This is a genomic window from Streptomyces sp. SLBN-31, from assembly GCF_006715395.1.
GTDB lineage: Bacteria > Actinomycetota > Actinomycetes > Streptomycetales > Streptomycetaceae > Streptomyces.
In genome coordinates this window covers 1967407-1988539 of sequence record NZ_VFNC01000002.1, presented here as the reverse complement: position 1 = coordinate 1988539, position 21133 = coordinate 1967407, and the positions used below count along the sequence as shown (strand labels likewise).

Genomic DNA, 21133 nt, shown 5'->3' with positions numbered 1-21133 from the left:
GTGGCTGTCGGTAGGTTGTGACGCGGACGACGCCCCGCCCGGAGGAGCACCATGAAGGCACACGACGGCATGTACATCGACGGCGCCTGGCGCCCCGCCGCCGGTACGGACGTGATCGAGGTCGTGAACCCGGTCGACGAACAGGTCATCGGCCACGTGCCCGCGGGCACCGCCGCCGACGTCGACGCGGCCGTACGGGCCGCCCGTGCCGCGCTCCCGGCCTGGTCCGCCACCGCGCCCGCCGAGCGGGCCGCCCGGCTCACCGCCCTGAGGGACGTCCTGCTGGCCCGCAAGGACGAGATCGCGGAGACAGTCACCGCGGAGCTCGGCGCACCCCTGCAGTTCTCGCAGAACGTGCACGCGGCCGTGCCCATCGCGGTCGCGGGCTCCTACGCCGAGCTGGTGGCGACGTACGCCTTCGAGGAGAAGGCCGGCAACTCGACCGTCTACCTGGAGCCGGTCGGCGTGGTCGGCGCGATCACCCCCTGGAACTACCCGCTGCACCAGGTCGTCGCCAAGGTCGCCCCCGCGCTGGCGGCCGGCTGCACGATCGTCCTCAAGCCCGCCGAGGACACCCCGCTGGTCGCCCAGCTCTTCGCCGAGGCGGTCCACGAGGCCGGCGTACCGGCCGGTGTGTTCAACCTGGTCACCGGGCTCGGCCCGGTCGCTGGACAGGCCCTTGCCGAGCATCCGGACGTGGACCTGGTGTCCTTCACCGGCTCCACGGCCGTCGGCCGGCGGATCGGCGCGACCGCGGGCGCGGCCGTGAAGCGGGTCGCCCTGGAGCTGGGCGGCAAGTCCGCCAACGTCATCCTGCCGAGCGCCGACCTCGCCAAGGCGGTCAACGTCGGCGTCGCCAATGTGATGTCCAACTCCGGCCAGACGTGCAGCGCGTGGACCCGGATGCTGGTGCACCGGGAGCGCTACGAGGAGGCGGTCGAGCTGGCCGCCGCGGCCGCCGCGAAGTACGGCCCGCGCATCGGCCCGGTCGTCAACGCCAAGCAGCTGGCCCGGGTGCGCGGTTACATCGACAAGGGTGTCGCGGAAGGTGCGCGGCTGGTGACCGGCGGCACGAAATCTCCGCACGAGCGGGGCTACTTCGTCGCCCCGACCGTCTTCGCCGACGTGACGTGCGAGATGACCGTCGCCCAGGAGGAGATCTTCGGTCCGGTCCTGGTGATCCTCCCCTACGAGGACGAGGAGGACGCCCTGCGTATCGCCAATGGCACGGTCTACGGCCTCGCGGGCGCCGTCTGGGCGGGCGACGAGGCGGAGGCGGTGGCATTCGCCCGCCGTATGGACACCGGCCAGGTCGACATCAACGGCGGCCGCTTCAACCCCCTTGCCCCCTTCGGCGGTTACAAGCAGTCGGGCGTCGGCCGGGAACTCGGCGCGCACGGACTCGCCGAGTACCTCCAGACCAAGTCCCTGCAGTTCTGAGGAGCGTTCACATGGTTCGCGCAGCCGTCCTGCCCGAGGTGGGCGCCCCGCTGGAGATCACCGACATCGAGCTGCCCGACCCGGGCCCCGGCCGGGTCCGCGTCCGCCTCGCCGCCGCCGGGGTGTGCCACTCCGACCTTTCCCTGTCCAACGGCACCATGCGGGTGCCGGTCCCCGCGGTCCTCGGCCACGAGGGTGCGGGCACGGTCGTGGCGGTCGGCGAAGGCGTCGCGGACATCGCGCCCGGTGACCCCGTCGTCCTCAACTGGGCTCCTTCCTGCGGAAGTTGCCACGTCTGCTCGCTCGGCGAGGTGTGGCTGTGCGCCAACGCCCTGAACGGCGCCGCCGACGTGTACGCCCGCACCGCCGCCGGCGTCGACCTGCACCCCGGGCTCAACGTCGCCGCGTTCGCCGAGGAGACGGTCGTGCCGGCCTCCTGCCTCCTGCCCCTTCCCGAGGGCGTCCCCCTGACCGACGCGGCCCTCCTGGGCTGCGCGGTCCTCACCGGCTACGGCGCCGTCCACCACGCGGCGAAGGTCCGGCCCGGGGAGACGGTCGCGGTGTACGGCGTCGGGGGCGTGGGCCTGGCAGCCCTCCAGGCCGCCCGCATCGCGGGAGCCGCGCGGATCGTCGCCGTCGACGTGTCACCGGAGAAGGAGGAGCTGGCCCGCAACGCCGGGGCCACGGACTACGTGGTGGCGTCGGAGAACACCGCCCGGGAGATCCGCGGCCTGACGGGCAAGCAGGGCGTCGACGTCGCCGTGGAGTGCGTGGGCCGCGCCACGACGATCCGCACGGCCTGGGACTCCACCCGGCGCGGCGGTCGTACGACGGTCGTCGGCATCGGCGGCAAGGACCAGCAGGTCACCTTCAACGCCCTGGAGATCTTCCACTGGGGCCGGACCCTGTCCGGCTGCGTCTACGGCAACTCGGACCCGGCCCGGGACCTGCCCGTTCTGGCCGACCACATCCGCTCCGGCCGCCTGGACCTGGGCGCACTGGTGACGGAACGGATCGCCCTGGACGGCATCCCGGCGGCCTTCGAGAACATGCTGGCCGGCAAGGGCGGCCGTGCGCTGATCGTCTTCTGACGCGGGGGAGAGCGCCCGGGGTCTGGGTGCCCCGGGCAACCTTCGTGCAGGACCGTTGACCCCATACCGGCCGGTCAGTATGTTCGCCGCCAACGTCCCCACCGCCGCACCCATCGGAGTGTGCACGCATGGACATGGCCCCCTCCACCTCCCCCGTCCCCACGACCGTCCTCCCCGCGGTCAACCGCCGCCGCGTCGCCACCGCGGCGGCCCTCGCCTCGGCCGTCGAGTGGTACGACTACTTCGTCTTCGGCATCGCCGCCGCCCTGGTCCTCGGCGACCTGTACTTCCCCTCCGGCAGCTCCACCGCCGGAGTCCTCGCCGCCTTCGCCACCTTCGCCGTCGGCTTCCTGGCCCGCCCCATCGGCGGCATCGTCGCCGGCCACCTCGGTGACAAGCGCGGCCGCAAGCCGATGCTGGTCCTCGCACTCACCCTTATGGGCATCGCCACCACCGGGATCGGTGTCCTCCCCACCTACGACACGATCGGCGTCGCCGCCCCCGTCCTGCTGGTCCTGCTGCGCGTCGTACAGGGCGTCGCGGTGGGCGCGCAGTGGGGCGGCGCGATGCTGCTGGCCACCGAGTACGCCCCCGAGGGCAAGCGCGGTGTCTACGGCAGCTTCGTCCAACTCGGCGTCCCCATCGGCGTGGTGACCGCCAACACCGTCTTCCTGCTGGCCGGCGCGTTCACCACCGACGCCGACTTCGTGGCCTGGGCCTGGCGACTGCCCTTCGTCGTCGGCCTGTTCGTGCTCGCGCTCGCCTGGTACATCCACCGCCACGTCGAGGAGACGCCCGAATTCCAGCGCTCCGAGCAGGAGTTGGCCCAGAAGGAGAAGACCGAGCAGAGCTCGCCGCTGCGCACGATCCTGCGCGGCCACCTCGGCACCGTGTTCCTGGCCGGCGGCTCCTTCGCCGTGAACACCGCGACCTTCTACATCCTCATCACGGGCGTCCTCGACTACACCACGCGGGACCTCGGCATGAAGAAGGACGCCGTGCTCACCGTCTCGCTCTGCGTCAGCCTCACCCAGCTCGTGCTGATCCCGGCCGCCGCGGCGCTCTCCGACCGCGTCGGCCGCATCCGGATCTACGCCCTCGGCGCGGCCGGCATCGCCCTGTGGGCCGTACCGATGTTCCTGCTGATCGACACCGGCTCACTGCTGTGGCTGGCCGTCGCCACCTTCGTCGCCGGCTGCTTCCTCAGCATCATGTACGGCCCCCAGGCCGCCCTGTTCGCCGAGCTGTTCACGCCCGAGATGCGTTACACCGGCGCCTCCCTCGGCTACCAGATCGCGGCCGTGCTCGGCGGCGGCCTCGCGCCCTTCGTGATGGTCCTGCTGCTGGAGGCGACCGGCACCTCGATGTCGGTCTCCGCCTACATCATCGCGCTGTCCGTGATCGCCCTGCTGTCCATCAAGGTCCTGGCCGGCAGGGCGCGTTCACACTGAGTCCGGCGCCCGCTCGGGCCGTGGTCCCGGAACCGTCTCCGGGGCCGCGGCCCGTGCGCGTGCGCGCGACCGCGACACCGCCACGCCCGCCAGGCACAGCGCCCCGCCCGCGAGCGTGAGCGGCCCCGGCACCTCGCCGAGCGCCAGCCAGGACATCAGCACCACCAGCGCGGGCACCGCGTACGTCGTCGCGCCCATACGGCTCGCGGTCGTCCGGGCCAGGGCGTACGCCCACGTCGTGAAGGCCAGTGCCAGCGGAAAGACTCCCAGGTAGACCATGTTGAGCGTCGCCGACACCGGCGCGTCGGCCGCCTCGCCGACCAGCTGCCCGGTGAACGGCAGGCACACCACCGCGCCGACCAGACACCCGAACGTCGTCACCTGGAGCGCGCTGGCCCGACCGAGCGCGGGCTTCTGGGCGACGACACCGCCGGCGTAGCCGACGGCAGCGAGCAGGCACAGCACTACGCCGAGCACGGAGGAGCCGCCGCCACCCGACATCGACAGTCCGACCGTCACGGCCCCCGCGAACGACACCGCCATGCCGGCCAGCAGCCGCGGTGGCACGGGGTCGCCGAGCAGCCGCGCCCCCAGCAGGGCGATGAGGATCGGGCCGATGTTCACGACCAGTGCCGCCGTGCCGGCGTCCACCTGCTGCTCGCCCCAGTTCAGCACCACGCTGTAGAACCCGAACCAGAGCAGCCCCGATATCAGGATGCCCCGCCAGGCCGACCGCGGCGGCAGCCCTTCCCCGCGTACGACCATGAGCACGCCGAGCACCAGACAGCCGGAGAGCAGCCGCCCCAACGCGAGTGCCCCCGGCGAGTAAGCGGCCCCGGCACTCCGGATCGACACGAAGGCGGAGGCCCACAGCACGACAGTGGTGGCAGCCGCGGCGGTGGGGAGCAGGTGGGGGCGGGAATGGGCGGTGCTCATCATGCTCCTGAGGGTAGGCGGGGCGGGGGGTACGGGGCTGGCGGATTTCGGACGGGGGGGCGGCTACTGGGGTGGGGGCCTGGGGTGCGTGCCGGGTGCGGGTGGTGCCGGGCCGGTCGCGCAGTCTCCCGCCCCTGGGGGGTGGTGCTGTGGGGTGTTGCGTGCGGGTGGTTCGTGGCTTGTCGCGCAGTTCCTCGCGCCCCTTGGGGAGTGGCAGGCGACGAAGTTCCGAGGGCCGAGCCCCTGCGCCCCGACGGCTCGGCAACCCCCAGGGGCGCGAGGAACTGCGCGATCAGCCCCCGATCACCCGCACTCGACCCACGACTGCTCCACCCCCTAGGGGCGCGGGGAACTGCGCGACCGGCCACGAACCGCCCGCACCCGGCATCCCACCGATCCGCCCACCCCCTCCCCTTCCGTCCCCTCCCCACCTCACCGCAACGCCCCCTCCTCGATCCCCAGCAGCTCCCCCAGCACCCGCTCCCCGACGGCAGTCACCTTCACCGCTCGCGAGGACCCGATCCGCACGCACCACCCCGCGTCCAGCGCGTGCCGGCACAACGCGGCCCCGGCGACCCCCGCCAGATGCGGCCGCCGCTCCGTCCAGTCGAGGCACGGCCGGACCAGTGGACGCCGGCCCCCGCGCTCCAGGACGATCCCCGCCGTGCCGAACCACTCGACCCCCGCGTCCGTCAGGGCGAACCCGGTGTCCACCCGCAGCAACCCGCGCAGCGCCAACGCGTCGGTGAGCGCGATACCGAGCCGCCCCGCCAGGTGGTCGTAGCAGGTGCGCCCGCGCGCCATCGCCGATCCGGCGCTCGACTCCCGCAGGCCCCGGGGCCGTACGACGTCCCCGGGCCCGGCGTGCGCGGCCAGCTCCTCCACCAGTTGCGCGACGCGCGCGTCGGCGAGCCGCACGTACCGGTGCCGCCCCTGCCGTTCCTCGCTGAGCAGCCCGCCCGCGACGAGCTTGCCGAGGTGTTCGCTGAGTGTCGACGCGGCGACCCCGGCATGCCGCGCGAGCTCACCCGCGGTCCAGGCCCGGCCGTCCAGCAGTGCCAGCAGACAGGCCGCCCGCGTCTCGTCGGCGAGAAGGCCGGCGAGCCGGGCCAGTCGCGGCGCCTGGGAATCCCTGGTCGTCATGCACCCCAGCATGGGCCACGGACACTTCGGCCCCCACCGAAAGGTCGCTACACCCGCCGCCGTACCTGCTCGTACTGCTGCGCCAGCCCGTCAAGCAGTGCCGTCAGCCCCGTCTCGAAGGCCCGCTCGTCGATCTTCTCCTGGTGCTCGGCCAGGAGGTGGGCCTGGCCGAGGTGGGGGTAGTCGGCCGGGTCGTAGGCCGCCGCGTCGTCCACGAAGCCGCCCGCGAACGACCCGAGCGCGGAACCCATGATGAAGTACCGCATCAGCGCGCCGATCGACGTGGCCTGCGCGGCCGGCCACCCCGCGCGGACCATGGCGCCGTACACCGCGTCCGCGAGCCGGAGGCCGGCCGGGCGCCGCCCGGGGCCGGTGGCGAGGACGGGGACGATGTTGGGGTGGTCGCGCAGCGCGGCCCGGTAGGAGACCGCCCAGTCGTGCAGCGCGGTCCGCCAGTCCCGGCCGTCGTCGAACATCGACAGGTCGACCTGGGCGCTCACCGAGTCCGCGACCGCCTCCAGGATCTCGTCCTTGGTGCGGAAGTGGTTGTAGAGCGACGGGCCGCTGACTCCGAGCTCCGCGGCCAGCCGGCGCGTGGAGACGGCCGCGAGGCCCTCCGCGTCCACGAGCGCGCGTGCCGTCTCGACGATCCGGTCGGTGCTCAGCAGGGGCTTGCGCGGTCGGGCCATGGCGCACATAGTAGGGCTGCGATCAGAAACTAGCAGTGCTAATTTAAAGGTACGGCTTTCAAGATCTGTCTGTGTGGGGTGATCTCGTGGTGAACCTGGGGCTCAGCGAGGAGCAGGAGGCCGTACGGCGGCTCGCCCGGGACTTCGTGGAGCGGGAGATCACCCCGAACGTCATCGCCTGGGACCGCGCCGAGGAGGCCGACCGGGCCATCGTGAAGAAGCTCGGCGAGGTCGGCTTCCTGGGGCTGACCGTCGACGAGGAGTACGGCGGCTCGGGCGGCGACCACCTCGCGTACTGCCTGGTCACGGAGGAGCTCGGGCGCGGTGACTCGTCCGTGCGCGGGATCGTGTCCGTCTCGCTCGGGCTGGTCGCCAAGACGATCGCCGCCCGGGGGAGCGAGGAGCAGAAACGGCGGTGGCTGCCGGGGCTCACCTCCGGCGAGTACGTCGGCTGCTTCGGCCTCACCGAGCCGGGCACCGGTTCCGACGCCGGCAACCTCACCACGCGCGCGGTCCGCGACGGCGACGACTACGTCGTCAACGGCACCAAGATGTTCATCACCAACGGCACCTGGGCCGATGTCGTCCTGCTCTTCGCCCGCTCCACCGACGCCCCCGGCCACAAGGGCGTCTCCGCCTTCCTCGTGCCGACCGACACCCCCGGGCTGACCCGCCGCACCATCCACGGCAAGCTCGGACTGCGCGGCCAGGCGACGGCCGAGCTGGCCCTTGAGGACGTGCGGGTGCCCGCCTCCGCGATGCTGGGGGAGGAGGGCAAGGGCTTCTCCGTCGCGATGTCGGCTCTCGCCAAGGGGCGGATGTCGGTCGCGGCGGGTTGCGTCGGCATAGCCCAGGCAGCGCTGGACGCGGCCGTGAGGTACGCGGGCGAGCGGGAGCAGTTCGGCAGGCCGATCGCCCACCACCAGCTCGTGCAGGAGCTGATCAGCGACATCGCCGTCGACGTGGACGCGGCCCGGCTGCTGACCTGGCGGGTCGCCGATCTGATCGATCGCGGGCAGCCCTTCGCCGTCGAGTCCTCCAAGGCCAAGCTCTTCGCCTCCGAGGCCGCCGTGCGCGCCGCCAACAACGCCCTTCAGGTCTTCGGCGGCTACGGCTACATCGACGAGTACCCGGCGGGCAAGCTGCTGCGCGACGCCCGTGTGATGACCCTGTACGAGGGCACCAGCCAGATCCAGAAACTCCTCATCGGCCGTGCGCTGACGGGTATTTCGGCGTTCTGAGCGCACCGGCTGAGTACGTCGGCTGAGTATGTGCGCGGATGTGGCGCCCGCCCTGCCGCCCGCACCCTTGTCCCCATGAGTGAGACCTCGGGCAAGCAGCAGAACACCGCCGCCTTCTACGGCCAGGCGGTCGCCTCCTTCGCCGTCGCCATGGCGGCCACCGCCATCGGCATCTTCAAGCTGAACGCCGACGCCTGGGTGCGGGCGTTCCTCGGCATCGCCGTCCTCTACCTCGTCACCTCCGCCTTCACCCTTGCCAAGGTCATCCGGGACCGGCAGGAGGCTGCGGAGCGGTCGTACCACCCCTTCGAGAAGCTCTGACATCCGCGGAAGCCGTGACATCCGCGGAAGCCGTGACATCCGCGGAAGCCGTGACCGCCGCGGAAGCTGTGAACACGCGGACTAAGCGCTCGCTCACCTTGGGCGGTATGGTGGGGTGTCTGTCTGCGAGAGGGGCGAGCGAGCGATGAGTACGGCGGAGGAGACGGCCGGCGGCGAGGTGGCGCCGTGGGGCGAGGTCACGCCCGACGCGGCCCGGCGGCTGCTGATGGCCGCGGTGGAGGCCTTCGCCGAGCGCGGCTACCACGCCACGACGACCCGTGACATCGCGGGCCGGGCCGGCATGAGCCCGGCCGCGCTCTACATCCACTACAAGACCAAGGAAGAGCTGCTCCACCGCATCAGCCGCATCGGCCACGAGAAGGCGGTCGACATCCTGCGCACGGCGGCCCGCGGCGAGGGCACGCCGGCCGAGCGGCTCGCGGACGCCGTCAGCTCCTTCGTGCGCTGGCACGCCGGGGGGCGGACGACCGCCCGGGTGGTCCAGTACGAGCTGGACTCCCTCGGCCCGGACGCCCGCGCCGAGATCCTCGCGCTGCGCCGCCAGTGCGACGCCGAGGTGCGCGGGATCATCGAGGACGGCATCGCCGTCGGCGACTTCGACGTGCTGGACGTCAAGGGCACCACCCTCGCCGTCCTCTCGCTCTGCATCGACGTCGCCCGCTGGTTCAACGTCCACGGCCCCTGGACGCCGGACGAGGTCGGCGCGCTCTACGCCGACCTCGTGCTGCGGATGGTCGGGGTCAAGTAGCGGCCGGACCGCCCCGGCGGCGTCAGAGGTAGAAGCGGGCCACCGACTCGGCCACGCAGACCGGCTTGTCGCCGCCCTGGCGCTCCACCGAGTAGGCGACGCTCACCTGGACGCCACCGGGCACGTCCTCGACGCCGCTGATCCTCGCGGTCGCGCGCAGCCGGGAGCCGACCGGGACCGGGGCGGGGAAACGGACCTTGTTGGTGCCGTAGTTGACGCCCATCTTCACGCCCTCGACCTGGATCAGCTGCGGGCCGAACAGCGGCAGCAGCGACAGCGTCAGGTACCCGTGCGCGATGGTCGTGCCGAACGGCCCCGAGGCGGCCTTCTCCGGATCGACGTGGATCCACTGGTGGTCGCCCGTCGCCTCCGCGAACAGGTCGATCCGCTTCTGGTCGATCTCCAGCCAGTCGGTGTACCCCAGCTGCTCGCCCACCGCCGCCTTCAGTTCGTCGGCGGAGGTGAAGATCCTCGGCTCTGCCATGTCCCGGCCTCCCATGCGTCGCAATGTCTAAGCGACTGCTTAGCATGGTCGGCCGGGAATCCGATGTCAACGGACGACCGCCGACGGGGGGTGGGTAGGGTTCGAGGGGTGCCCCAGATCCCCGAGAAGATCCACGAGCTCACCGTCGGCCAGCTCGCCGCGCGGAGCGGCGCCGCCGTCTCGGCCCTGCACTTCTACGAGTCCAAGGGGCTGATCAGCAGCCGCCGCACCGCGGGCAACCAGCGCCGCTACTCCCGTGACGCCCTGCGCCGGGTCGCCTTCGTTCGCGCCGCGCAGCGCGTCGGCATCCCCCTCGCCACGATCCGCGAGGCCCTGTCCGAACTCCCCGAGGAGCGCACCCCCACCCGCGAGGACTGGGCCCGCCTCTCGGAGAACTGGCGCTCGGAACTGGACGAGCGCATCAAGCAGCTCAACCGACTCCGCGACCACCTGACGGACTGCATCGGCTGCGGCTGCCTGTCACTGGACTCGTGCGTCCTGTCCAACCCGGACGACGCCTTCGGCGAGCGGCGGAGCGGGTCCCGGCTGATGGTGGAGCGGCGGCGCGGCGGGACGGCCGGGACCGGGTGACCGCGCGGGCCTACTCGTACTCGGTCCCGCCCTTGCGGGTCAGGTAGGCGGGGCTCACCGCCTTCGCGATCGCCCGGCCGCCCGTCACCGGGCTGTACCGCTCCACCGCGGTACGGATCACGACCCCCTCCCGCAGGTGCAGCCCGCGCCCGGACACGGTCTCCCGTCCGCTCGCGATCTCCAGCACCCGCTCGACGTCGTACGGTCCCTCGTACAGCCGGGGCGCCAACGGCAGCTCCCCGTCGAGCAGTTCGGCCGCGTCCAGCCACCGCACGGTGCCGTCGATCTCCGCGGACACGTCGAACACGGCGTACCCGAGACTCTCCCGCCTGCCGTCCGCGCCGTACGTCAGGTCCTGCACCCCGGCCCCGTACACCTCGCCGAAGATCCCGACCCGGCGCGCCCCCAGCCGGTCGGCGAGGCGTTTCGCGACCTCGGCGACGCCGTGCCCGTGCACCGCGCGCCAGTACAGAATGCGCGGATTCTCCTTCAGGGCAAGGGACTTGGCGCCGAAGCCCTTGGACGATACGTAGACCCGTCCCTCGGCGGCCGCGTAGGTCAGCAGGCACGCCGAGCCGTGCAATTTCTCGGTCAGGACCACAGCCTCGCCCGGTGCGAAGACGTCCGGAAACCGCTGGATGTTCTCGATGTCGACCCAGGGCAGCAGTTCGGGCGCGGACTCCACCTCGCCGCTCATCGTGGGCGGGATCGGCGGCACCCACTTGGTGATGCCGAGCAGCTCGGCGAAGTCGGTGCCCTCCACGGCGGCCCGCGCCAGGTCGACGTCCGCGAGCGCCTTCGGACGGCAGACGATCCCCTGCGACAGCTCGCCGCGCAGCCGCACCGCCTTGACCCGGTCGGCCTTCGTGCCCGCCAGGCGCCCGGTGAGCCCCAGCTCCTCGATCAGCCCGGCCGGCAGCACGGCCTGCTCGGGGATGTAGAGGGCGGCGTCGCCGGTGCGGTAGGCACCCTTGGCGACGACCGCGCGATACAGGCCCACCTGGGCCAGTTCGAGCGCGTCGGCGTTGGGATGTTCGTGGACCGTCAGCACTTCGGCGGTGACGCGGAGCGTCGACATGGGACACCTCGGTTCGGGAGGGCGTTCAGTTCGGTTTCATCGCCTCCCACTGTCCGGACGCGAAAACGGTGGAGCGAGCGCTTTTACGGCTGCTACCGTCGCGCGTCGCGGTACTGCCTGAGTCCCGCGGCCACCAACTCCGCGTTGGACAGGGCCGGTTGGCCATCCGGCAGGACGAGCGTGTCCTCCAGACCGATCCGGGTGGTGAGCCCCAGCCGTCCCGCCAGCCGCAGCACCGGCCAGGCGCCCCCGTCCTCGCCGTGCAGCAGGACCGGACGCCCCCGCGCGGGACCGAGGCGATCCAGCAGCGCCCGCGCGCTGTCCTCGGCCGTCCCTTCAGAGGTGTCCGTCACCTCCGCCAGCACCCGCAACACCCGTCCCGCCAGCGGCGACACGGCGAACCGTGGCGCGCCGTCCGTCCCGGACCAGACGCCGGCCTCGACCCCCACGCCGAGGTCGATCAGGGCGGCGGCGATCTCCTCGGCCCCCTCCTCGTGCCAGTTGACCGAGGCGTGGTCGGGCGGGGCGGGCAGTTCCGCCCAGCTCCGCACCCGCGCGAGCCGGGCCGCCGTATCCGGCTCGGCCCAGGCGCCCGTGGTCACGCCGACCGGCACCCGGACCCGCGCTCGGATCGCCTCCAGCGCCGGTCCGATCACCCGCGGCGACAACGTGTCGCGCCCGCAGGGCGTTTTGGGGTGGACGTGCACATCCGTGGCACCGGCCGCGACGGCTTCGGCCGCGGACTCGGCCAGCGCCGAAGGGGTCAGCGGCACCACCGCGCCATCGGCGGACCCCCGCGTCCCGTTGAGACACACCTGCACCATGCCCCAAGCGTGCCGGACGCCACTGACAACGGACCGCCGGCCGCGTGTCCGGCGGACATACAGGGGGTGCGGCATCCCCGGCGCACCCCCGCCGTGCTAGGCCGACACCAGCAGCCTTCCGCGCCTTGCGTCCGCCAGGGCCTCGGGCTTGAGCACCGGCCGTGGCACCAGAATCCCGCAGTTGCTGCAGACCGGACCGGAGGACGGTTCATGGTCCAGGTCGTACGTCCACACCAGCCGCTCCCCGCCGCACACCGGGCACTCCGCCCCCGGCTCGCGCTCCAGGGCGGAGATCAGCCGGCGCAGCACCTCGGCCAGCGGCTCACGGGGGTGGACCCGTGGGTCGTCGCACCACGCGACACCGAACCCGCCCCAGGTCAGCCGGTGCCAGTCGTCCACGCTGCCCGGTCGGCGCAGCCCGTCGTGCTTCTCCTTCTTGCGCCGCTCGGCGAACTCGACCTCGTAGGCCAGCCAGACCGAGCGCGCCTCCTCCAGCTCCTCCAGTGCGGCCACGAGCCGCGCCGGTTCGGGAGAGCGGTCCTCGGGACCGAACCCTGCCCGGGAGCACAAGTGGTCCCAGGTCGCCCTGTGCCCGTAAGGAGCGAACCTCTCAAGGCACTTGCGCAGTGAGTAGCGCCGCAGTGCCAGATCGCACCGCGGATCGCGGACCTGTCTCGCCAGACTCCGGAAACCCGCCATCGTCCTGCACCTCCGTCACACCTGCACCTGTACTTCGGTCACTTCGGCGTCGTCGTAAGGACTTCGCCGAATAGACGTATCGACAAGCGATTCGGCTCCATCCGATTTCCGATGACCCCCATAAGCCGACCACCGTGTTCCAAAACTTGACGCATGTTCATCTTCAATCTCGGGGATACCGGCGGTAACGTCCCGGCACACCCCCTCGTCGGCAGGAGCCGCCATGCCTCGGCGCACCGTGCGCACCACCCTCGACAGACTGAGAACTCCCGGCAGACTCACCGGGTTCCTGAAGTCCGCATCCATATGCGTCCTGATTGCCGGCCTTTTGTCCCCGCTCACCCAGGCGACCGCCACCGCCGCCACCGCCTCGAACGACTACTGCGGCGGCCAGTGCTCCGACATCCTGCCGCCCGGTGAGAACGGCAACGCCACCCTCGCGCAGATCCTCCTCAACCAGGCCTTCGGCACCCAGCCCAGCCATGCCGAGGACCAGCTCGGCCCCTACGCCAACCTGGCCACGGGCTACTCCGGGCTCACCGACGCGAAGATCAACACCTTCTTCAACGACGCCTCGTTCGGTGTCCCCTCGGATCAAGTCGCCTCCACGGAGAGCCCGGCGGGCCGCAGCGACGTGACGATCGTCCGCGACAAGAAGGCCGGCGTACCGCACATCACCGGTACCAGCCGCTACGGCACCGAGTTCGGCGCCGGCTACGCGGCGGCCGAGGACCGGCTGTGGCTCATGGACGTCTTCCGGCACGTCGGCCGCGGCCAGCTGACCGCCTTCGCCGGCGGCGCGGCCTCCAACCAGGGCCTGGAGCAGGAGTTCTACCGCAACGCCCCCTACTCCGAGGCCGATCTGCAGGCCCAGATCGACAACGCCGTGGCGAACAACGGCGCACGCGGCCAGCAGGCCCTCGCCGACGCCAACGCCTACCTCGCCGGCATCAACGCCTACATCGACGCCTCCGACTCGGGCCGCTACTTCCCCGGCGAGTACGTCCTCACCGGGCACAAGGACTCGATCACCAACGCCGGCACCATCGACCACTTCAAGATCACCGACCTGGTGGCCCTCGGCTCGGTGATCGGCTCCCTGTTCGGCGCCGGCGGCGGCGGCGAGGTCAACAACGCGATCTCACTGATCGCCGCCCAGTCCAAGTACGGCGTCGCGCAGGGCACCAAGGTCTGGGAGTCCTTCCGCGAACGCAACGACCCCGAGGCCGTCCTCACCGTCCACAACGGCGAGAGCTTCCCCTACGCCACCAAGCCCGCCGACGCCCAGGGCGAGGCCCTGCCCGACGCCGGCTCCGTGACGACCGAGCCGCTCGTCTACGACGCCACCGGCACCGGTGCGAGCCAGAGCGCCACCGCCGCCTCGAAGACCGCCACCGCGAACGCGCTCAGCTCGGCCAGGCGCGGTATGTCCAACGCCCTCGTGGTCAGCGGCAAGTACACCGCCAGCGGCCACCCGATCGCCGTCTTCGGCCCGCAGACCGGGTACTTCGCGCCCCAGCTGCTCATGCTGCAGGAGATCCAGGGCCCGGGCATCAGCGCCCGCGGCGCCTCCTTCGCCGGTCTGAGCATGTACGTCGAACTGGGCCGCGGCCAGGACTACTCGTGGTCCGCGACCACCTCCGGCCAGGACATCATCGACACCTACGCCGTCGAACTGTGCCAGGACGACTACCACTACCTGTACCACGGCACCTGCACCGCCATGGACAAACTCGAGCAGACCAACTCCTGGAAGCCCACCACGGCCGACGGCACGGCCGCGGGGTCGTACACCATGCGGGTGTGGAAGACGAAGTACGGGCCCGTCGAGTACCGGGCGACCGTCGGCGGCAAGAAGGTCGCCTACACCACCCTGCGCTCCTCCTACATGCACGAGGCCGACTCGATCATCGGCTTCCAGATGCTGAACGACCCCGACTACGTCAAGGGCCCGAAGGACTTCCAGAGCGCGGCACAGCACATCAACTACACCTTCAACTGGTTCTACGCCGACTCCTCGCACACCGCCTACTACAACAGCGGCGACAACCCGGTGCGCGCGAGCGGCGTCGACGCCGAGTTCCCCGTGTGGGGACAGGCCGCCTACGAGTGGAAGAACTGGACCCCGTCCACCAACACGGCCGACTACACGCCCGCTTCGGCGCACCCCAACTCCGTCGACCAGGACTACTACATCTCCTGGAACAACAAGCAGGCCCTCGACTACACGACCGCGCCCTGGGGCGACGGCTCCGTGCACCGCGGCAACCTGCTGGAGGACCGGGTCAAGAAACTCGTCGCCGCCGGCGGGGTGACCCGTACGAAGCTGGTGCAGGCGATGGCCGACGCGGCCCTCGCCGACCTGCGCGCCGAGGACGTCCTGCCGAAGCTGCTCAAGGTCGTCAACAGCAGTACGGTGACCGACTCCACGGTCGCCGACGCGGTGAGCAAGCTGCAGGCGTGGGTGTCCGCGGGCGCCAAGCGCACGGAGACCTCGGCCGGTTCGAAGAAGTACGCCAACCCCGACGCGATCCGCATCCTGGACGCCTGGTGGCCGCTGCTGGTCAAGGCCGAGTTCCAACCCGGTCTCGGCAGTGATCTGTACACCGCCATCACCAACAACCTGCCGATCGACGAGGCCCCGTCGGCCGCCCACGGGCCCACCGGCTCGCACGCGGGCAGCTCCTTCCAGTACGGCTGGTGGAGCTACGTCGACAAGGACATCAGGGCGGTGCTCGGGGAGAGTGTCCGGGGCCCGCTCGCCGAGAAGTACTGCGGCGGCGGCAGCCTCGGCTCCTGCCGGGACCTCCTGATGAGCACCCTGAAGACGGCCGCCGGCACGTCCGCGTCGACCGTCTACCCCGGCGACAGCCTCTGCTCGGCGGGCGACCAGTGGTGCGCCGACTCGATCGTCCAGCGCACCCTGGGCGGCATCAAGCACGGCAACATCAGCTGGCAGAACCGGCCGACGTTCCAGCAGGTGGTGGAGTACACGTCGCACCGGTGAGCGGGACCGGCGGGGTGGTGTGTCACATGTGACATGTAACGCGTGACATGTGATGTGTGACGTGTGACATGGTACAGAGCGGCGGCGGGTCAGCGGATGCGGCCCGCCGCCAGCACCACCCGCGCCAGTTCCGGATGCACGATGTCGCTGTGCGCCCCGCACGGCGGGCCCCCGCGCCTGACCACTGCGGAGGCGTCGACGTTCACGCACCCGGCGGCGGCCAGCGGCCCGCGCAACGCCTCGGCCAGGTCGATCCGTCGGGTGCCCGGCACCGCCTGCACTCCGTCGTGGCCCATGGCCCCCCACTCGGCTGATGCCCCCAGGATGTCGAAGCCGGCCACCGCGTTGTTCTGGCCCGACATCCGCGAGGCCAGCGGATACAGCGTGCCGAGCGCCTGGTCGAAGCGGGAGTAGCAGCACACCAGCGGCCCGTCGATGCGGTTCTGCTGTCCCTGCAGCACCCCACCGGTACGCGGATCCTGCGGCAGCCGCGCCGCGAACGCGTAGTGGGAGAAGGCCCCTTGGAGCAGCGTCACCGACTTCACCGCGCGCACGCCCTCGGGCAGGCCGCGCAGCGCGAACGACACCAGGCGCCCGCCGAAGCTGTGCCCGACGAGATGGACCCGCAGGTCCGGCGCCGCGGCCGCCAGCCGGCCGATCACCGGGCCGAGTCCACGCTCGCCGACCGTTCCCGCGCGCCGCTTCATCGCGTAGTACGTGGCCTGCCGCAGCAGTTCCTTCGCCCCGTCCCAGGGGTTCGGCAGCGAGAAGGTCTCCGCGTCACCCTCGGCCCGCAGGGACGCCAGCGCGCGGGCGAACTCGTCGCACAGCGTCGCGGTGTCCGCGGTGAACAGCGCCGGCTCGCTCTGCGGAACACCCTCCGCGACGGTGTCCGCGGCGAAGAACGGCTGCGGCCCGCCCGGCACGACCTCCACCAGAAGCCGGACCAGTCTGCCGAACTCCTCCAGTTCGTTGTCGGGCCGCTGGTCCAGCATGCGGGCGATCTGGTCCACGACGGTGGCCCGGCCGGGGAAGGTCTCCAGCAGCGCGTGCCGGGTGTCCTTGTCGAGCGCCGGCGCCGGGTTCGCCTCGGCCTCGGTCGCCACGACCGACTTGGGGAAGTCGGGGATCGGCTCGTCGGAGAAGCGCATCGAGGGCCAGATCACGCCCACGTACCCGATCCTCGCCTGCGGGGCGAGCCCGCGGATCGGACGGCAGAACCCGGTGCACAGGGCTGTCGCGTGCGTGCGGTCGCTGTTCCAGCCGTGCGCGAAGACGATCAGGTCGCGGACGCCGTGCCCGCCCACCTCGGTCAGCAGCGCGTCCCGTTCCGTCGCGTCGACGTCCCCGTCCGCGTCGAAGGTCAGCTCCCAGTAAGGCGTCACGCTCGTTGCAGGCTGTGCCATGACGGGCCCCCTCGTCCCCCGTAGTGGTGCGATGTGGGCGCATCGTCCTGCTACCGGGCGGGAATGGCCATACGCCGCGACTCACTTGTAGAGGAGGTATTCCTTTCGAATCCGCCGGAACGCCGCGAGTTCCCCCTGCCAGCCGGCCACGGCGTCCTCGGTGCTCGCCCCGGCGTCGATCGCGGTGCGCACCTGTGCGGAGCCGGTGAGCTTGTCGATCCAGTTGTCGGAGCGCCAGGCGAAGCCGTCCCAGACCTGCTTGGCGGTCACCAGCAGGGCGATTCCGGTGCGGACGGGGTCGTACGCGGCCCGGTCGTGCACATGGATCTGCACCCCGCCGATGGTCTTGCCCTGGAACTTGGAGAAGGTGGGCGCGAAGTAGGCCTCCCTGAAGTGCACGCCGGGCAAGCCGAGTTCTCTCACCTTCGCGGCCCAGCGTCCGTCGATGCCGTCCGCGCCGAGCAGTTCGAAGGGGCGGGTGGTGCCGCGGCCCTCGGAGAGGTTCGTGCCCTCGAAGAGACAGGTGCCCGAGTACACGAGGGCCGTGTCGGGTGTCGGCATGTTGGGGCTCGGTGGCACCCAGGGGAGGCCGCAGGCGTCGTAGAGGTCCGAGCGCCGCCAGCCCGTCATCGCCACGGTCTCCAGCGGTACGGGGGTGGTGAGGAACTCCCCGTTGAACAGCCGGGCCAGCTCGGCGACGGTCATGCCGTGCGCCTGGGAGATCGGCTGCCGCCCGACGAAGGTCGCGAACTCCTTGTGCAGGACGGGGCCCTGGGCGGAGCGGCCGGTCACCGGGTTGGGGCGGTCGAGCACGACGAAGCGCTTGCCGGCCAGCCGGGCCGCCTCCATGCAGTCGTAGAGCGTCCAGATGTACGTGTAGAAGCGGGCGCCGACGTCCTGGATGTCGAAGACGACGGTGTCGACGCCGGAGGCGGTGAAGACGTCGGCGAGCGGCCGGCCGCTCTTGAGGTACGTGTCGTAGACGGGCAGTCCGGTGGCGGGGTCGTCGTAGCGGCCCTCGGAGCCGCCCGCCTGTGCGGTGCCGCGGAAGCCGTGCTCGGGCCGAAGACGGCGACGAGGTCGACACGGTGGTCCGCGTGCATGACGTCGACGATGTGACGGACGTCTCGGGTGACACCGGTGGGGTTGGTGACGATTCCGACGCGGCTGCCGTACAGGAGGGAGTAGCCGTCCGCCGCGAGGCGTTCGAAGCCGGTGCGCACTCTGCGGCGGGGCTCGGCCGCTGCGGCCGGGGGTGCGGCGGTGAGGGAGGTTGCTGCCGTTGTCGCTGCGAGGAGGGCTCGTCTGGATAGGCGCATGAGGGGCACGGTATTGCTCCCGCGGGCCGGGTGGAAGCCGCAGGTGTCCGTGGCTCGTCGCGCCCACGCGGCGGAGCCGCATGTCGATGCGGCCCCGCCCCCGGCGCGTTCCGGGCACCCCTTTCCTGACACATACCGACCGGTTAGTCTGGCAGCCGGAACCGCAGTCGAAGGAGACCGATGGTGGAAGCCGTTCAAGGTGCTGGTGTGGTCGTCACAGGGGCCGGGGGAGGCATCGGGGCCGCCCTGGCCCGGCGGTTCGCCGCCGAAGGGGCCCGGGTCGTCGTCAACGACCTCGACGGCGACCGGGCCCGGGCCGTCGCCGACGAGATCGGCGGCATCGCGGTCCCCGGCGACGCCTCCGCCGTCGTCGCCCCGGCCCGGGAGGCGCTCGGCGGGACCGTCGACGTCTACTGCGCCAACGCCGGTGTCGGGTTCCAGGACGGCGCCGAGGGACTGTCGGCCGACGAGAAATCCTGGGCCACCTCCTGGGACGTCAACGTCATGGCCCATGTGCGGGCCGCCCAGGAACTGCTTCCGGCGTGGCTGGAGCGGGGAAGCGGCCGGTTCGTGTCCACCGTCTCCGCCGCCGGGCTGCTCACCATGATCGGGGCGCCCTCCTACAGCGTGACCAAGCACGGCGCCTACGCCTTCGCCGAGTGGCTGTCGCTGACCTACCGCCACCGGGGCCTGAAGGTCCACGCGATCTGCCCGCAGGGCGTGCGCACCGACATGCTGACCGCCAGCGGCAGCGCGGGCGACCTGGTGCTGCAGCCCACCGCGATCGACCCCTCGGACGTCGCGGACGCCCTGTTCAAGGGGATCGAGGAGGACCGTTTCCTCATCCTGCCGCACCCCTTCGTGGCCGAGTTCTACCAGGCCCGGGCCACCGACCCCGAGCACTGGCTGGAGAACATGAACCGGGTCCAGCAGAAGTGGGAGGACGTACGGTGACCGGGTCCCGTTACGCGGCCAAGCCCTGGGTGGCGCTGCTCAACGACGCCCAGCGGGCGCCGGTCCAGCCCCTCGACACCCTGGTGCACGCCCTGCGACGCGCCGTCGACGAGGCGCCGGACCGGGACTTCCTCGCCTACTTCGACGGCCGGCTGACCTACTCCGAGGTCGACGAGCTGAGCGACTCGGTCGCCGGACATCTGGCCGCGCGCGGCCTGGAGCGCGGGGACCGGGTGGCGATCCTGCTGCAGAACTCGCCGCTGTTCGTGCTGGCGCTGCTCGGCGCGTGGAAGGCGGGCGCGATCGTCGTGCCGGTCAACCCCATGTACAAGTCCGGGGAGGTCGGGCACGTCCTGCGGGACGGCGAGGTGACCGCGCTGATCTGCTCCGACCGCGCGTGGGAGTCGTACCTGCGCGAGACGGCCGCCGGATCGCCGGTGCGGATCGTGCTCACCGCCTGCGAGCTGGACTTCCAGACCCGCGGCGACGCGCGCGTGCTGTCGTTCGAGCGGCTGCCGCAGAGCGCGGACGCCGCCGACCTGACGACCGTGGCCCGCGCCGGGTACGAGCCGCCCCACGGCCGCGACCTCACCCCGTCCGACATCGCGCTGATCAGCTACACCTCCGGCACCAGCGGCACCCCCAAGGGCGCCACCAACACGCACGGCAACATCATGTACAACGCCGAGCGGCAGCGGACGGGGCTGGCACTGCCCGACGGGCCCGTGTACTACGCCCTCGCCCCGCTGTTCCACATCACCGGGATGGTGTGCCAGCTCGGAGCCTGCCTCGACAGCGTCGGCACGCTCGTGCTGACGTACCGCTTCGAGGCGGGCGTGGTGCTGGCGGCCTTCGCCGAGCACCGGCCGCACTACACGGTCGGCCCGTCCACCGCCTTCATGGCGCTGGCCGCCCACCCGGACGCCACCCCGGACCACTTCTCCTCCTTCGTGAACATCTCCAGCGGTGGCGCGCCGGTCCCGCCCGCCCTGGTGGAGAAGTTCCGGGCCGGCTTCGGGCCCTACATCCGCAACGGCTACGGGCTGACCGAGTGCACCGCCCCCTGCGCCTCCGTCCCGCCCGGCCTGGAGGCGCCCGTCGACCCCGCCTCCGGGACCCTCGCCGTGGGTCTGCCGGGGCCCGAGACGGTCGTGCGTGTCGTCGACGACCAGGGGCGGGAGGTACCGTTCGGCGAGCAGGGCGAGATCCTCGTACGCGGGCCACAGGTGGTGCCCGGATACTGGCGCCGCCCGGACGCGACCGCCGAGACCTTCCCGGACGGCGAGCTGCGCACCGGCGACATCGGTTTCATGGACGAGCAGGGCTGGCTCTACGTCGTCGATCGCAAGAAGGACATGATCAACGCCTCCGGGTTCAAGGTATGGCCGCGCGAGGTCGAGGACGTGCTGTACACGCATCCGGCAGTGCGTGAGGCGGCCGTCGTCGGGGTGCCCGACGGGTACCGCGGGGAGACCGTCAAGGCGTACATCAGCCTGCGTCCGGGTGCCGAGACCGACCCGGATGAACTCGCGGTGTACTGCAAGGAGAGACTGGCCGCCTACAAGTACCCGCGGCAGGTGGAGATCCTGCCCGACTTGCCGAAGACGGCAAGTGGGAAGATCCTCCGTCGGGAGCTTCGGTCCCACAGGCAAGCAAGCGAATAGAAACACGCCGGAACACGGCGGAACGC

General features: G+C 71.6%; 18 protein-coding genes and 1 pseudogene. 10 read left to right on the top strand and 9 right to left on the bottom strand.

Annotation, left to right across the window (positions count from 1 at the left end):
• Window positions 1-51: 51 nt before the first annotated feature.
• The 3 genes from FBY22_RS29160 (at window position 52) to FBY22_RS29150 (ending at window position 3982) form a co-directional block, all read left to right on the top strand.
• Window positions 52-1440: an aldehyde dehydrogenase family protein gene (locus FBY22_RS29160; protein ID WP_142150934.1), complete on the top strand. Its 1389-nt coding sequence runs from the start codon at window positions 52-54 to the stop codon at window positions 1438-1440.
• Window positions 1441-1451: 11 nt separating this feature from the next.
• The gene (locus FBY22_RS29155; protein WP_142150932.1) at window positions 1452-2531 is read left to right on the top strand and encodes a Zn-dependent alcohol dehydrogenase; all 1080 of its coding nucleotides are present in this window, start codon (window positions 1452-1454) and stop codon (window positions 2529-2531) included.
• Between the two features lie 128 nt (window positions 2532-2659).
• Window positions 2660-3982, top strand: coding sequence for an MFS transporter (locus tag FBY22_RS29150; protein WP_142150929.1), 1323 nt, complete (start codon window positions 2660-2662; stop codon window positions 3980-3982).
• Here FBY22_RS29150 and FBY22_RS29145 read toward each other — a convergent pair.
• From FBY22_RS29145 to FBY22_RS29130, 3 genes are all read right to left on the bottom strand, one after another.
• The gene (locus FBY22_RS29145; protein WP_142150927.1) at window positions 3974-4921 is read right to left on the bottom strand and encodes a DMT family transporter; all 948 of its coding nucleotides are present in this window, start codon (window positions 4919-4921) and stop codon (window positions 3974-3976) included. The genes FBY22_RS29150 and FBY22_RS29145 overlap by 9 nt on opposite strands.
• A 429-nt stretch (window positions 4922-5350) precedes the next feature.
• A complete protein-coding gene (locus tag FBY22_RS29135) occupies window positions 5351-6061 on the bottom strand; it encodes a helix-turn-helix transcriptional regulator (RefSeq protein WP_142150922.1) in 711 nt (236 codons plus the stop codon).
• Between the two features lie 47 nt (window positions 6062-6108).
• A complete protein-coding gene (locus tag FBY22_RS29130) occupies window positions 6109-6759 on the bottom strand; it encodes a TetR/AcrR family transcriptional regulator (protein ID WP_174267286.1) in 651 nt (216 codons plus the stop codon).
• Window positions 6760-6839: 80 nt separating this feature from the next.
• Here FBY22_RS29130 and FBY22_RS29125 point away from each other — a divergent pair, with 80 nt between their 5' ends.
• The 3 genes from FBY22_RS29125 to FBY22_RS29115 all read left to right on the top strand — a co-directional run bounded on the left by FBY22_RS29125 (window position 6840) and on the right by FBY22_RS29115 (window position 9081).
• Window positions 6840-7991: an acyl-CoA dehydrogenase family protein gene (locus FBY22_RS29125; RefSeq protein WP_142152552.1), complete on the top strand. Its 1152-nt coding sequence runs from the start codon at window positions 6840-6842 to the stop codon at window positions 7989-7991.
• A gap of 75 nt (window positions 7992-8066) precedes the next feature.
• Complete coding sequence (locus FBY22_RS29120; protein ID WP_142150918.1) at window positions 8067-8312, top strand: YiaA/YiaB family inner membrane protein; 246 nt, start codon at window positions 8067-8069, stop codon at window positions 8310-8312.
• A gap of 145 nt (window positions 8313-8457) precedes the next feature.
• Window positions 8458-9081 (top strand): TetR/AcrR family transcriptional regulator, encoded by a 624-nt coding sequence (locus FBY22_RS29115; protein WP_142150916.1) that lies wholly within the window; start codon window positions 8458-8460, stop codon window positions 9079-9081.
• A gap of 22 nt (window positions 9082-9103) precedes the next feature.
• Here FBY22_RS29115 and FBY22_RS29110 read toward each other — a convergent pair whose 3' ends face one another.
• Window positions 9104-9565 (bottom strand): MaoC family dehydratase, encoded by a 462-nt coding sequence (locus FBY22_RS29110; protein ID WP_142150914.1) that lies wholly within the window; start codon window positions 9563-9565, stop codon window positions 9104-9106.
• A 108-nt stretch (window positions 9566-9673) separates the two neighbouring features.
• Between FBY22_RS29110 and soxR the strand changes: the two genes are divergently transcribed.
• Window positions 9674-10156, top strand: a complete 483-nt coding sequence (gene soxR, locus FBY22_RS29105) for a redox-sensitive transcriptional activator SoxR (RefSeq protein WP_142150912.1) — start codon at window positions 9674-9676, stop codon at window positions 10154-10156.
• A gap of 10 nt (window positions 10157-10166) precedes the next feature.
• Here the strand turns inward: soxR and FBY22_RS29100 are convergent, their stop codons facing one another.
• The 3 genes from FBY22_RS29100 to FBY22_RS29090 form a co-directional block, all read right to left on the bottom strand.
• Window positions 10167-11234 carry an RNA ligase (ATP) gene (locus FBY22_RS29100; RefSeq protein ID WP_142150910.1) on the bottom strand — a complete coding sequence of 356 codons (1068 nt, stop codon included), beginning with the start codon at window positions 11232-11234 and terminating at the stop codon, window positions 10167-10169.
• Window positions 11235-11326: 92 nt separating this feature from the next.
• Window positions 11327-12058: a 3-keto-5-aminohexanoate cleavage protein gene (locus tag FBY22_RS29095; RefSeq protein WP_174267285.1), complete on the bottom strand. Its 732-nt coding sequence runs from the start codon at window positions 12056-12058 to the stop codon at window positions 11327-11329.
• A 96-nt stretch (window positions 12059-12154) separates the two neighbouring features.
• Window positions 12155-12757: a hypothetical protein gene (locus tag FBY22_RS29090; protein WP_142150908.1), complete on the bottom strand. Its 603-nt coding sequence runs from the start codon at window positions 12755-12757 to the stop codon at window positions 12155-12157.
• 223 nt (window positions 12758-12980) lie between these two features.
• On the opposite strand from FBY22_RS29090, the gene FBY22_RS29080 reads away from it, so the two are divergent.
• A complete protein-coding gene (locus tag FBY22_RS29080) occupies window positions 12981-15764 on the top strand; it encodes a penicillin acylase family protein (protein ID WP_142150906.1) in 2784 nt (927 codons plus the stop codon).
• A gap of 89 nt (window positions 15765-15853) precedes the next feature.
• Here FBY22_RS29080 and FBY22_RS29075 read toward each other — a convergent pair whose 3' ends face one another.
• Both FBY22_RS29075 and FBY22_RS29070 read right to left on the bottom strand, forming a co-directional pair.
• Window positions 15854-17170, bottom strand: a complete 1317-nt coding sequence (locus FBY22_RS29075; protein WP_142150904.1) for a serine-threonine protein kinase — start codon at window positions 17168-17170, stop codon at window positions 15854-15856.
• 81 nt (window positions 17171-17251) lie between these two features.
• Window positions 17252-18489: pseudogene (locus FBY22_RS29070) on the bottom strand (exo-beta-N-acetylmuramidase NamZ domain-containing protein).
• 180 nt (window positions 18490-18669) lie between these two features.
• Between FBY22_RS29070 and FBY22_RS29065 the strand changes: the two are divergent.
• Both FBY22_RS29065 and FBY22_RS29060 read left to right on the top strand, forming a co-directional pair.
• On the top strand, window positions 18670-19443 hold the full coding sequence (locus FBY22_RS29065; RefSeq protein ID WP_142150902.1) for an SDR family oxidoreductase: 774 nt from the start codon (window positions 18670-18672) through the stop codon (window positions 19441-19443).
• Window positions 19440-21107, top strand: coding sequence for a class I adenylate-forming enzyme family protein (locus FBY22_RS29060; protein WP_142150900.1), 1668 nt, complete (start codon window positions 19440-19442; stop codon window positions 21105-21107). Before FBY22_RS29065 ends, FBY22_RS29060 begins: the two co-directional genes overlap by 4 nt.
• The last annotated feature ends 26 nt before the right edge of the window (window positions 21108-21133 follow it).

Excerpts from the sequence above, each read along its gene's own strand:
- FBY22_RS29160 (WP_142150934.1), top strand. The coding sequence starts at position 52 with ATGAAGGCACACGACGGCATGTACATCGACGGCGCCTGGCGCCCCGCC.
- FBY22_RS29155 (WP_142150932.1), top strand. The coding sequence starts at position 1,452 with ATGGTTCGCGCAGCCGTCCTGCCCGAGGTGGGCGCCCCGCTGGAGATC.
- FBY22_RS29150 (WP_142150929.1), top strand. The coding sequence starts at position 2,660 with ATGGACATGGCCCCCTCCACCTCCCCCGTCCCCACGACCGTCCTCCCC.
- FBY22_RS29145 (WP_142150927.1), bottom strand. The coding sequence starts at position 4,921 with ATGATGAGCACCGCCCATTCCCGCCCCCACCTGCTCCCCACCGCCGCG.
- FBY22_RS29135 (WP_142150922.1), bottom strand. The coding sequence starts at position 6,061 with ATGACGACCAGGGATTCCCAGGCGCCGCGACTGGCCCGGCTCGCCGGC.
- FBY22_RS29130 (WP_174267286.1), bottom strand. The coding sequence starts at position 6,759 with ATGTGCGCCATGGCCCGACCGCGCAAGCCCCTGCTGAGCACCGACCGG.
- FBY22_RS29120 (WP_142150918.1), top strand. The coding sequence starts at position 8,067 with ATGAGTGAGACCTCGGGCAAGCAGCAGAACACCGCCGCCTTCTACGGC.
- FBY22_RS29115 (WP_142150916.1), top strand. The coding sequence starts at position 8,458 with ATGAGTACGGCGGAGGAGACGGCCGGCGGCGAGGTGGCGCCGTGGGGC.
- FBY22_RS29110 (WP_142150914.1), bottom strand. The coding sequence starts at position 9,565 with ATGGCAGAGCCGAGGATCTTCACCTCCGCCGACGAACTGAAGGCGGCG.
- FBY22_RS29100 (WP_142150910.1), bottom strand. The coding sequence starts at position 11,234 with ATGTCGACGCTCCGCGTCACCGCCGAAGTGCTGACGGTCCACGAACAT.
- FBY22_RS29095 (WP_174267285.1), bottom strand. The coding sequence starts at position 12,058 with ATGGTGCAGGTGTGTCTCAACGGGACGCGGGGGTCCGCCGATGGCGCG.
- FBY22_RS29090 (WP_142150908.1), bottom strand. The coding sequence starts at position 12,757 with ATGGCGGGTTTCCGGAGTCTGGCGAGACAGGTCCGCGATCCGCGGTGC.
- FBY22_RS29080 (WP_142150906.1), top strand. The coding sequence starts at position 12,981 with ATGCCTCGGCGCACCGTGCGCACCACCCTCGACAGACTGAGAACTCCC.
- FBY22_RS29075 (WP_142150904.1), bottom strand. The coding sequence starts at position 17,170 with ATGGCACAGCCTGCAACGAGCGTGACGCCTTACTGGGAGCTGACCTTC.
- FBY22_RS29065 (WP_142150902.1), top strand. The coding sequence starts at position 18,670 with ATGGTGGAAGCCGTTCAAGGTGCTGGTGTGGTCGTCACAGGGGCCGGG.